This is a genomic window from Brevundimonas sp., assembly GCF_035998205.1.
Lineage (GTDB): Bacteria > Pseudomonadota > Alphaproteobacteria > Caulobacterales > Caulobacteraceae > Brevundimonas.
Genome location: NZ_DASYHT010000004.1, coordinates 817,204 through 829,263, shown reverse-complemented (window position 1 = coordinate 829,263; position 12,060 = coordinate 817,204). Strand labels below are relative to the sequence as shown.

Sequence of the window (12,060 nt, the reverse complement as noted above, 5' to 3'; positions counted from 1 at the left end):
CAGACCCCACTCCATGCAAGTCGTCGAAAAGTCGAACGAAGGCCTGAGCCGCGTGATCGCGGTCACCATCCCCGCCGCCGAGCTGACCGCCAAGCTGGATGCTCGCCTGAAGGAAGTGGCCCCGCAGGTCCGCCTCAAGGGCTTCCGCCCGGGCAAGGTGCCGGTCTCGCACGTGAAGAAGACCTTCGGTCGCGACCTGATGGGCGAGATCGTCAACACCGAGCTGAACCAGTCGAGCCAGAAGGCGCTGGACGATGCCAAGCTGCGCCCGGCCGCCCCGGCCGAGATGACCATGGTCAGCGATATCGACAAGGTCGTCGCCGGCGAGGCGGACCTCTCGTACGAGATGTCGCTGGAGGTGATGCCGGACTTCACCCCGGCCGATCCCAAGGCCCTGAAGCTGTCGCGTCCGGTCTACGAGGCCTCGGACGAGGACCTCGACGAGGCGCTCAAGGAACTGGCCGGCCAGGCCAAGAGCTATGAGGACAAGGGCGGCAAGGCCCCGAAGGCCGCGGACGGCGACCAGGTCATCATCGACTTCGTCGGCAAGATCGACGGCGAGGCCTTCGAGGGCGGCACGGCCGAGGACGCCGCCGTGGTGATCGGTTCGAACACCTTCATCCCGGGCTTCGAGGAGCAGCTCAAGGGCGTCAAGGTCGGCGAGGAGAAGACCCTCGAGGTCACCTTCCCCGAGGCCTACCAGGCGGCCCATCTGGCGGGCAAGCCGGCCACCTTCGACGTCAAGGTCAAGGCCGTGAAGGCCGCCAAGGACGCCGAGATCAATGACGAGTTCGCCACCCGTCTGGGTCTGGAGTCGCTCGACAAGCTGAAGGACCTGCTGCGGCAGAACCTGAACCAGCAATACGCCGGCGCCGCCCGCTTCAAGCTGAAGCGCGCCCTGCTGGACCAGCTGGACGCCGCCCACGACTTCCCGCTGCCGCCGAAGATGGTGGAAGCCGAGTTCGACGGCATCTGGCGCCAGGTCGAGGCCGACAAGGCCGCCGGCCGTCTGCCGGAAGAGGATGCGAAGAAATCGGACGACGACCTCAAGGCCGAGTACCGCAAGATCGCCGAGCGCCGCGTGCGCCTGGGTCTGGTGCTGGCCGAGATCGGCCGCGCCAACAATGTCACCGTCTCCGACCAGGAGCTGAACCAGGCGATCCTGGCCGAGGCCCGCAACTATCCGGGTCAGGAGCGGGCGGTGCTCGACTTCTACCGCCAGAACCCGGGCGCGGCCGCCCAGATGCGCGCGCCGATCTACGAGGAGAAGGTGTGCGAGCTGATCTTCGGCCTGGCGGAGGTCACCGACGCCCCGATCTCCAAGGAAGAGCTGCTCAAGGACGAGGACGAGGCGTAAACCGGTCGCAGGTTGCGCCGCGGCCTTCGGGACGCGATATCTGGAGCAAGCGGGGCGGCGATGAGTCGTCCCGCGCTTTTTTCGCACTCCGAGAAGGCCTTCATGCGCGATCCGATCGACAACCTCACCATGAACCTGGTGCCGATGGTGGTGGAGCAATCCAGCCGCGGCGAACGGGCCTTCGACATCTTCTCGCGCCTGCTGCGCGAGCGGATCATCTTCCTGACCGGGCCGGTCGAGGACGGCATGGCGTCGCTGATCTGCGCCCAGCTGCTGTTTCTTGAGTCGGAGAACCCGAAGAAGGAAATCTCCATGTACATCAACAGCCCGGGCGGGGTGGTGACCTCGGGTATGGCGATCTACGACACCATGCAGTACATCAAGTCGCCGGTGACGACGGTGTGCATGGGCATGGCGGCCTCGATGGGCTCGCTGCTGCTGACCGCCGGCGCCGCCGGGCAGCGCATCGCCCTGCCGAACGCCCGCATCATGGTGCACCAGCCCTCGGGCGGCTTCCGCGGCCAGGCCTCGGACATCGAGCGCCATGCCGAGGACATCATCAAGACCAAGCGCCGGCTGAACGAGATCTACGTCAAGCACACCGGCCGGACCTATGAGGAGGTCGAGCGGACGCTGGACCGCGACCACTTCATGAACGCCGAGGAAGCCAAGGCCTGGGGCATCGTCGACCACGTCTATGACCGTCGCGAGCAGGCCGAGGACGACGGGGTCAAGTCGGTCTGATCCCTGCCGTCGGCATCGTCGCCCCGCCGCGCGGGGCGACGCTCACGGCCTCTGGCGGAACACCCTGAAACCCGCCTCGTCGGCGATGGCCAGCATCTCTGTGTCGCCCGAGGTGTCGCCATAGGCGGCGACGAGGCGGACATCCGGACCATAGACCGCGCGCAGGCGCCGCACCTTCTCCTCGCCGCGGCAGTTGGGGCCGGCGAAGGCGCCGGTGACCCGGCCGGCTCCGTCGAACACCAGCGGCGTGCCGAGCAGCGCTTCCGCCCCGAGTCGGCGGGCGAAGGGGGCGACCGTGGTCTCGGGGCTGGCGGTCACAATCACGCGATGTGCGCCCGCTTCGCCCCAGCGCTTCCAGGTGGCGAGCGCGTCGGGTCGCATCAGCCCGGACCAGCGCTTCGCGGCGAAGGTCTCGGCGCGGCGTTCCAGTTCGGCACGGTCGAGGCCCTCAAGGAACTCGCGGGTGGCCGCGGCCTTGATGCGCTCCCGGTCGCGGTCGCGGGCGTAGGCCGCAAGGGCCGGGGTCAGGCGCAGCAAGCCCTTGGTCCAGCGACGTTTCCCGACGTGCCAGCGCAGAAACGCGGTGAAGCTGTCGCGCACGGTCAGGGTGCCGTCGAAATCAAACGCCACGATGGCCCGGCCCTTGCTGGGGCTCTGGCGCACCATCGTTTCAACCCCCATGTCAGCCATTCGCCGCAATCCCCAGCCACATCGTCTGACCCACCGCGCAGCGCCGACGTCGCAGGACATCGGGGTTGTGGTCGCGAATGGGATGGGTGATTGTCATTTTTTGAAGACCTGTGCGCCCATCATGGGATCGCAACGCATGGGAAGCGCGTCACGGATCGGCGGGATCGGGCGCGAGAGTGAGAAGGGTCGATGACCAAAGCAGCCGGCACGGACGCCAAGAGCACCCTCTACTGCAGCTTCTGCGGCAAGAGCCAGCACGAGGTGCGCAAGCTTATCGCCGGACCGACGGTGTTCATCTGTGATGAGTGCGTCGAGCTGTGCATGGACATCATCCGGGAGGAGCACAAGATCTCCTTCAAGGCGTCCAAGGACGGGGTCCCGACGCCGAAGGAGATTCGCGAGGTCCTCGACGACTATGTGATCGGCCAGCACCACGCCAAGAAGGTGCTCTCGGTCGCGGTCCACAACCACTACAAGCGGCTGAACCACGCGACGAAGAACAACGACGTCGAGCTGGCCAAGTCCAACATCATGCTCATCGGGCCGACCGGCTCGGGCAAGACGCTGCTGGCCCAGACGCTGGCGCGCATCATCGACGTGCCCTTCACCATGGCCGACGCCACGACCCTGACCGAGGCGGGCTATGTCGGCGAGGACGTCGAGAACATCATCCTCAAGCTGCTGCAGGCCTCGGACTACAACGTCGAGCGGGCGCAGCGCGGGATTGTCTACATCGACGAGATCGACAAGATCAGCCGCAAGTCGGACAACCCCTCGATCACCCGCGACGTGAGCGGGGAGGGCGTGCAGCAGGCCCTGCTGAAGATCATGGAAGGCACCGTCGCCTCCGTGCCGCCGCAGGGCGGGCGCAAGCATCCGCAGCAGGAGTTCCTGCAGGTCGACACCTCGAACATCCTGTTCATCGTCGGCGGCGCCTTCGCCGGTCTGGAGAAGGTCATCTCGGCCCGCGGCACCGGGGCCTCGATCGGCTTCGGGGCCAAGGTCAAGGACGTCGACGAGCGCCGCACCGGGGAGATCCTCAAGGAGGTCGAGCCGGACGATCTGATGCGCTTCGGCCTGATTCCCGAGTTCATCGGGCGTCTGCCGGTCATCGCCACGCTGGAAGACCTGGACGAGGTGGCGCTGGTCAAGATCCTGACCGAGCCCAAGAACGCGCTGGTCAAGCAGTACCGCCGCCTGTTCGAGATGGAGAATGTCGGCCTGACCTTCACCGACGACGCCCTGTCGGCGATCGCCAAGAAGGCCATCACCCGCAAGACCGGGGCCCGCGGCCTGCGCTCCATCATGGAGGGCATCCTGCTGGAGACCATGTTCGAACTGCCCAGCTACGAGGGCGTCGAGGAGGTTGTGGTCAACGCCGAGGTGGTCGAGGGCCGCGCCCAGCCGCTGGTGATCTACGCCGAGACGAAGAAGAAGGCCGACGGCGCCGCCTGAGCGGCCGGCCTGTCCTGATCGCACGGGCCCGGCGTTTCCGACGCCGGGCCCGTGTCGTTCCTGCCGCTCGTCCACCGGTGATTGCCGCACCCCGGACGGTGGCGCTTGAACCGGTCGGGCGACGCGCCACATAGTTCCCTGAAAGGCCGCCCCCGGGGCGGGCGCGATCGGGCGATCAGGGCCAGCCCCTGACAAGCGACCGCGCGGGCCTGCGATCCTCAAGGGCCCCGGAGATCCGCATCATGTCCGAGTCCCAAGTCCTCCCCGTCCTGCCCCTCCGCGACATCGTCGTCTTCCCGCACATGGTCGTGCCGCTGTTTGTGGGTCGCGAGAAGTCGGTCAAGGCGCTCGACGAGATCATGCGCGGCGACAAGCAGATCCTGCTGGCCACGCAGAAGAACAGCGTCGACGACGATCCGGCCCCCGCCGACATCTTCACGACCGGCGTGCTGGCCACGGTGCTGCAGCTGCTCAAACTGCCTGACGGCACGGTCAAGGTGCTGGTCGAGGGCAAGTCGCGCGCCCGCTTGGTCCGCTTCACCGACCGCAGCGAGTATTTCGAGGCCGAGGCAGAGCCGATTCCCGATGAGGCCGGCGAAGCCAGCGAGGCCGAAGCCCTGATGCGGGCCGTGGTCGAGCAGTTCGAGAACTACGTCAAACTGAACAAGAAGGTGCCGCCGGAGGCGCTGTCGGCGATCCCGCAGATCACCGATCCGTCCAAGCTGGCCGATTCGGTGGCTGCCCATCTGTCGGTGAAGATCAGCGACAAGCAGGCGCTGCTGGAGGCCATCTCCGTGCCGCGCCGGCTGGAGCAGGTCTACGGCCTGATGGAGGGCGAGATCAGCGTCCTCCAGGTCGAGAAGAAGATCCGCAGCCGCGTGAAGCGGCAGATGGAGAAGACCCAGCGCGAGTACTATCTCAACGAACAGATGAAGGCGATCCAGCGCGAGCTGGGCGAGGGCGATGACCAGCGCGACGAGCTGGTCGAGCTGGAAAAGCGCATCCGCAAGACCAAGCTGTCCAAGGAGGCCCGCACCAAGGCCGAGGCGGAGCTGAAGAAGCTGCGCAACATGAGCCCGATGTCGGCGGAATCGACCGTCGTGCGGAACTACCTCGACTGGCTGCTGTCGATCCCGTGGGGCAAGGCGCGCCAGAAGCCGATCGACCTGAACAAGGCCGAGGACATCCTCGAGGAGGATCACTTCGGCCTGGAGAAGGTCAAGGAGCGGATCATCGAGTACCTGGCGGTGCAGGCGCGCACCAACAGCCTCAAGGGCCCGATCCTCTGCCTCGTCGGCCCGCCGGGCGTGGGCAAGACCTCGCTGGCCAGGTCGATCGCCAAGGCGACCGGGCGCGAGTACGTGCGCATGTCGCTGGGCGGGGTGCGGGACGAGGCCGAGATCCGCGGTCACCGCCGGACCTACATCGGCTCGATGCCGGGCAAGATCATCCAGGCCATGAAGAAGGCCAAGACCACCAACGCCTTCATCCTGCTGGACGAGATCGACAAGCTGGGCGCCGACTGGCGCGGCGACCCGTCGTCGGCGCTGCTCGAGGTGCTGGACCCGGCCCAGAACGGCACCTTCGGCGACCACTATCTGGAGGTGGATTACGACCTGTCCCAGGTGATGTTCGTCACCACGGCCAACAGCCTGAACATGCCCCAGCCCCTGCTGGACCGCATGGAGATCATCCAGGTGTCCGGCTACACCGAGGACGAGAAGGTCGAGATCGCCCGCCGCCACGTCCTTCCGAAGCTGATGAAGGATCACGGGCTGAAGGCCGGCGAACTGGTCGTGCCCGACGAGATGATCCGCGACCTGATCCGCTACTACACTCGTGAGGCCGGCGTTCGCTCGCTGGAGCGGGCGCTGGGCGGGCTGGCGCGCAAGGCCGTGCGCGAGATGGCCAAGACCGGCGCGACGGCGATCACCGTCGATGCGGAGAAGCTGGCCGCCTACGCCGGCGTGCGGAAGTATCGCTACGGCGAGACCGACGCCGAGGATCAGGTCGGCATCGTCACCGGCCTGGCCTGGACCCAGTTCGGCGGCGACATCCTGACCATCGAGGCGATCCGCATGCCGGGCCGCGGGCGCATGACCGTGACCGGCAACCTCAAGGACGTGATGAAGGAGTCGATCTCGGCCGCCGCGTCCTATGTGCGGGCCCGGTCGCTGGCCTTCGGCGTCAAGCCGCCGGTGTTCGAGAAGACCGACATCCACGTGCACGTGCCGGACGGGGCGACCCCCAAGGACGGCCCGTCGGCGGGCGTGGCCATGACCGTGGCCATGGTCTCGGTCCTGACCGGCATTCCGATCCGCAAGGACATCGCCATGACCGGCGAGATCACCCTGCGCGGGCGCGTCACCGCCATCGGCGGCCTGAAGGAGAAGCTGCTGGCCGCCCTGCGCTCGGGCGTGAAGACGGTGCTGATCCCGCAGGAGAACGAGAAGGACCTTGCGGACGTGCCGGAGAATGTGAAGGCGGGGCTGGAGATCGTTCCGGTCTCCACCGCCGACGAGGCGCTCAAGTGGGCCCTGACCGGCGAGCTCACCCCGGTGGAGTGGGACGAGGCGGCCGAGCCGCTGCCGGCCGCGCCGCCGCCCGAGACGCCGGGCGCGGTGGCCACCCACTGAGGCCCTGAGACGACCAGCGGCCGGGGGTCGCCCCGGCCGTTTTCGCGCCGGTCTTGATCGGCGCGCCGGAGGCGGGCATCTCCTCCTCCGGGGCGGCTAGCTCAGCTGGTCAGAGCACCTCGTTTACACCGAGGGGGTCGGGGGTTCGAACCCCTCGCCGCCCACCAGACAGCACAAGGCCCGTCGGATCGCTCCGGCGGGCCTTTTTCTGTCGGCTGACTTGCGTCGGTCCTAGAACCGGAAGCTGGCGCGCAGCAGCAGGCTGTAGCGAACGTAGTCCTCGATCGACTCGCCGCTGGCCTCGATGGTCAGCAGGCCGAGGTCGTTGCCGATGCCGAGGCGCAGGCCGAGGATCGGGCCGCCGCCCTCGATGGCGCCGTTGGCCAGCAGGAACTCGCGGGTGCCGCCCGAGAAGCGGCCCACGGTCTCGCCGCCGTCGACGGAGATGTACTGCTTCCAGCCGACCCGTAGCTCCGGCCGGATCCAGCCGTCGCGGCCGAAGCGGGCGCCGATGTTCATCGCCGCGGTGGCGGTGAACATGTGGCCGTCCCGGTCGTCGACCGACAGATCGAAGCCGTCGCCGGCGCCGCGCTCGGTGTAGCCGTCCTCGTTCAGCCAGAAGTACTCGGCGAACAGCTCGGGCCGGACCTCATAGCGGCCGAAGGTGCGGCGGTAGGAGACCCCCCCGGCTGCGGCCAGGGTCAGGCCGTTCCAGTCCGCCTCGGTCGTCAGGTTGAGGTTCTCGCCGACGATCTGGCGCGTGCCTTCCATGGTGGCGTAGCCGGCCGCGGCGCGGGCCCAGGTGGTCCAGTACTGGCCCTGGGCGCGCCAGTAGAGGCCCAGCTCGATCAGGTTGGCGGCGAGGTTCTCCTCGGCGGCGGCCTCCGGGTCCTCGATATCCGAGGAGGTGAAGGCGACGCTCAGGCCGACGTTGCCGAAGCCGGTGCCGCGCTCGACGCCGCCGGCCACGCCGAAGCCCTCGGCGCGGAAGCCGTAGCTGTCGGTCTTGTCCTTGTCGGCGTAGAAGTTGATCTCCTGCAGCCAGGCGCTGGTCTGGCCGGCCGCCAGCACCTCGTTGCGGCCGGTCAGGGCGCGCGTCACCGCGTCGACGCCGGAGGCCAGCGAGGTCAGGGCGCCGCCCGAGTGCTCGGGCAGGATCTGCTCGTACAGATCGATCAGGCCCTCGCGGTCGAGCTGGTTCAGCACCGCGCCGCGCAGGGTGTCGTTCAGTCCGAGCGCCTCGTAGACTGAGTCATAGATCGCCGCTTCGGAGGCGATGAAGCCCAGCTCGTCCGCGCTCTTGCGGCGGACGTCGACGAACACTTCGTTGGCGGCGGCGTCGATGCCAGCGGCCACGCTGTAGAGGAACGGCGAGTTCTCGCTGATGTCGCTGAGGTCGACGCCGGTTGCCTGCAGGCTGCCGGCGCGGATCAGGGTCAGGCGCTCCTGGTCCTGGATCAGGGAGTTGAAGCGGGCGCCGAGCGTCGCGCCCTGGGCCAGGGTCGCGGCGCCGGAGACGTTCAGGCCGCCCGAACCGCTGGCCGGGTCCACGGCCACCAGCAGGGTGCCGTCGGCGCCCACGTTGAGGCTGGTCAGGTTCAGCGTGCTCGACTGCCGGGTTTCCAGCACGCCGTTGCTGACCGAGATGTCCAGCAGGCCGTCGCTGTCGGTGATCTCGCCACGCACCTCGGCGCCGCCGCTGATGAGCAGGCGGTCCGCGCCCGTGCCGAAGCTGATGTCGCTGAACACCTCGCCGTTGCGCACATCGAAGGTGTCGGCCCCCGAGCCGAACAGAACGGCGCCCGAGATGATCGCCTCGCGCTCGTCCGGCACGCCGTCGTTGTCGTCGTCGTTGTCGGCATTGTCCTCGGCGTCCGGGATCCCGTCGCCATCGTCGTCCGTGTCGGTCAGGTCCGGCGTGCCGTCGCCGTCGAAGTCGCTGTAGCGATCGACCGTGGTGTCGCCGGTCTGGACCAGGGTGACCCCGGTCGTATTGGCGCTGACGTCAATGGCGATGGCGCGGCCGGTGACGACCTCGTCCGACGCATCGAGGTTGTCGTCGTCGTTGTCGTCTTCGTCGTCCGTCGGCGTGACGACCCCGAAGATCCGGCCCGAGTTGGTGATCGAGGTCAGGCCGCCGGACGCGTCGCGCAGGCCGATGGCGTCGCCGCGTTCGCCGGCCAGATTGGCCCCGATGGACCCGCTGTTGGTCAGGCTGGTGACTGTGGCCCCGGCGGCGATGTCGAGGCCCACCGCGCTATGGGCCTGTTCGGTCAGGGCGCTGGCCTGAAGGGTCCCGCTGTTGACGATCGCGGGCGCCGAGACCCCGGTCGCGATCGCCACGGCCCGGGACTCCGCCTCGTAGGCGGTGGAGGAGATCACGCCGGTGTTGCGGAAGCCGCCGGCGATGTTGACCGCCTGTCCGGCGCCCAGCTGGACCCCCGTCGACGTCACGCCATCGAGCAGGCCTTGCGAGGTGATGGTGCCGCGGTTGATCAGGCCGAAGGCGTCTTCGCCGGTCCCGACCGCGCCGATGGTGGTGGTGCGGGTATCCGAGCCGACGAGCAGGGCCGGGGCGCCGCCGAACACCGAGAGGCTCGAATCGGTTTCCTGCGCGTCGGGCACGCCGTCGCCGTCACGGTCGGTGTCTGTGCGGTTGGCGGTGCCGTCGCCGTCGTCGTCCTCGTCGCCGTTCTTGACGCCGTCGCCGTCGTCGTCGCCCTCGAGGCCGCCAAGGTACCGCGGGGCGATATCCAGCAGAATGCCCGAGCCGACGTCGCCCGCGACGCGCGCGGCCGGTCCGCCCTGCAGGATGTCGTCGGCGTCGAGATCTTCGTAGTAGAGCAGCTCGTCGCGGATCTGCTCGCCGTTGGCCTTCACCAGGCGCGAGGTATAGCGATAGCCCGTCGCGGACACCGCTCCCTGCAATCTCACCTGGCCCGAAACATCGCCGTCGACGGCGACGCCAACGGCGCCGGCCCCCAGCACATTGACCGCTGCGCCAATGCGGACGCCCTGCACGTCACCCTGGGTGCGCACGCCATAGCTGTTGTCGCCGACCACCGAAATGGTCCCGCGGGTGTCGAGGCTGCCGGCCATGTCGGATTCGACCAGGATGCCAGCAGAGTTGTTGCCCTGCACCGAGATCGAGCCGGTGTTCTCGACGAGGATGTTGCCGGCGAACGTCCCCGGACCGGTGACGCGCACGCCATAGCGGTTGTCGCCGCTGGCGAACCGCCCGTCGGCGTCGCCGTCGTCGTCGGTGTCCTCGTAGCTCTCGATGTCGTCGGTGATGGTGACGGCGCCGCCGAGGGTGACGCCGCCCGTGGTTCCGCCCTGGACCTCGATGGCCGTCGCGCCGCTCGCGGCGTTGCTCATGGTGATCTGCGAACCGCTGTCGAGATCGACCGTGTGATTCGAATCGAGCGTGATCGCCGAACCGGACGTGACATTGATGGCGCCGCCGCTGGCCAGCCGGATGTTGTCAGGCGCCGTGCCCGTGGCGTTGGAGGTGCGGATCACGGTCGTCCGGCTGGTCGAGACGACCACCTCGGCGTGAGCCCCGGCGGCGGCCATGAGCGGAGCGAGCGCCGCCGCGGTCGCGAGCAGGATACGCATTCAGAAGAACCCTTCAGGTGACACGCACGCCGGGCGTCGACGGCCCTCCCGGAGCGTCAGCCGACAGTCGCCAACTTTCGCGAATTTGAGGCGAATGCAAGGCTAAAGGCATCGGCGGGGGCGCTTTAGCCCCTCGGGAGGGCCTCGCAAGCCCCGCCCTGGTGCAAGCGCTTGAGCTTCGCCGTGCGCGGGCGTAGGGGCCTTTCGGATGACCCCCAGAAAGCCCGCCCGTCGCATCCTGTCGCCGCGGTCGACCGTTGGATCGGGGATGGATCCCCTGTCGACGGAACGCATGCTGACCTACGAAGCGCTCGAGAGCGAGCTTTGGCCGATTCCCGGGCGCGCCGAGGAGGTGTCGGCGACCCTGCGCGCCGTGACCCGGGCGACCGAAGACGCTCGTCCTCGGCTGGTCGACACGACAATGCTGTTCGCGCCGCGATCGGGCGGGGTCAAACGCTATCTGATGTCGAAGAAGAGCTGGCTGACGGCAAACCGGCCGGCGGTGAGCCACGGGCTGGTGGTGCCCGGAGCCCGGCACCGGGTGGCGGCGGACGGGACGGTGCACCTGCACGCCACCAAGCTGCCCTTCGGCGACGGCTATCGCTGGCCCACCAGCGTCCGGCGCTGGAGCGCCTGGGTCGCGGCGATGAATCCGGCGGTCATCGAGGCCGGAGATCCCTATACGCCCGGTCAGGCGGCGCTCGAGGCCGGCCAGCGGGTCGGCTGCCCCGTGGTAGGCTTCTGCCACTCGGATCCGGCGGCTCTGGCCGCCCTGCACCTCGGCGAGTGGGCCAAGAAGCCGGTCGAGAAGCGCTGGGCCCGGCTGTTCAAACAGTTCGACCGGGTCGTCTCCCCGAGCCGCTACATCGCCCGCCGTCTGGAGGAGGCCGGGGTGAGCGACATCGTCATCCGGCCGCTGGGCGTGGAAATCGACACCTTCCGCCCGGATCGCGGCGATCGCGCCTCGCTGCTACGTCAGCTGGGGCTGGGCGCCGACGCCCGGCTGCTCTGCTTCGCCGGACGGCCCGCGCGGGAGAAGAACGTCGACGTGCTGATCGACGCGGTTCAGCGCCTGGGCGATCCCTACCATCTGGTGCTGGTGGGGGCGGGGCAGGGGCTGCCGCACGAGGACCGCGTCATCAGCCTGCCGTACGAGCGCGATCCCAGAGCGGTCGCGAGGATCATCGCTGGCTGCGACGTCTTCGTGCACGCCAACGACAAGGAGCCGTTCGGCCTGATCGTGCTGGAGGCGATGGCCTGCGGGCGGCCTGTCGTCGGCGTCAACGCCGGCGGCGTGGCGGAGACCGTCGACAATACGGTCGGGCAGCTGGCGGACGCCGCCGAGCCGGCGGCCTATGCGGCGGCGATCGAGGCCCTGTTCGAGCGCGATATCGAGGCGCTGGGCGCCGCAGCGCGCGTGCGGGCCGTGGAGCGCTTCGCCTGGAACCGCGTGTTCGAGGACCTCTTCATGGTCTACGGCGAGGTCAGCGGCGAGACCGCCTTCGTCCAGCCGTCGGTCGACGTCGCGAGCCACTGAGGCGCGCGCCGACCCGCCGGCGG

At 68.6% G+C, this 12,060-nt stretch carries 7 protein-coding genes and 1 tRNA gene; 6 read left to right on the top strand and 2 right to left on the bottom strand.

Features of this window, described 5'->3' with window-relative positions; all coding sequences use genetic code 11:
* Positions 1-13: 13 nt before the first annotated feature.
* Positions 14-1,357 (top strand): trigger factor, encoded by a 1,344-nt coding sequence (tig, locus tag VGN74_RS06920; protein WP_327446615.1) that lies wholly within the window; start codon positions 14-16, stop codon positions 1,355-1,357.
* Positions 1,358-1,459: 102 nt separating this feature from the next.
* Positions 1,460-2,101 (top strand): ATP-dependent Clp protease proteolytic subunit, encoded by a 642-nt coding sequence (locus VGN74_RS06915; protein WP_298277239.1) that lies wholly within the window; start codon positions 1,460-1,462, stop codon positions 2,099-2,101.
* A 42-nt stretch (positions 2,102-2,143) separates the two neighbouring features.
* Here the strand turns inward: VGN74_RS06915 and VGN74_RS06910 are convergent, their stop codons facing one another.
* Entirely contained in the window at positions 2,144-2,791 is a 648-nt protein-coding gene (locus VGN74_RS06910) for an HAD-IB family hydrolase (RefSeq protein WP_327446614.1), read from the bottom strand.
* A gap of 189 nt (positions 2,792-2,980) precedes the next feature.
* Between VGN74_RS06910 and clpX the strand changes: the two genes are divergently transcribed.
* The 3 genes from clpX (at position 2,981) to VGN74_RS06895 (ending at position 7,049) form a co-directional block, all read left to right on the top strand.
* A complete protein-coding gene (clpX, locus tag VGN74_RS06905; protein ID WP_327446613.1) occupies positions 2,981-4,246 on the top strand; it encodes an ATP-dependent Clp protease ATP-binding subunit ClpX in 1,266 nt (421 codons plus the stop codon).
* Positions 4,247-4,488: 242 nt separating this feature from the next.
* Complete coding sequence (lon, locus tag VGN74_RS06900) at positions 4,489-6,882, top strand: endopeptidase La (protein WP_327446612.1); 2,394 nt, start codon at positions 4,489-4,491, stop codon at positions 6,880-6,882.
* A 90-nt stretch (positions 6,883-6,972) separates the two neighbouring features.
* Positions 6,973-7,049 (top strand) — tRNA-Val (locus VGN74_RS06895).
* Between the two features lie 64 nt (positions 7,050-7,113).
* On the opposite strand, the gene VGN74_RS06890 is transcribed toward VGN74_RS06895, so the two are convergent.
* Positions 7,114-10,500, bottom strand: a complete 3,387-nt coding sequence (locus VGN74_RS06890; RefSeq protein ID WP_327446611.1) for an autotransporter outer membrane beta-barrel domain-containing protein — start codon at positions 10,498-10,500, stop codon at positions 7,114-7,116.
* A gap of 292 nt (positions 10,501-10,792) precedes the next feature.
* On the opposite strand from VGN74_RS06890, the gene VGN74_RS06885 reads away from it, so the two are divergent.
* Entirely contained in the window at positions 10,793-12,037 is a 1,245-nt protein-coding gene (locus VGN74_RS06885) for a glycosyltransferase (protein ID WP_327446610.1), read from the top strand.
* The last annotated feature ends 23 nt before the right edge of the window (positions 12,038-12,060 follow it).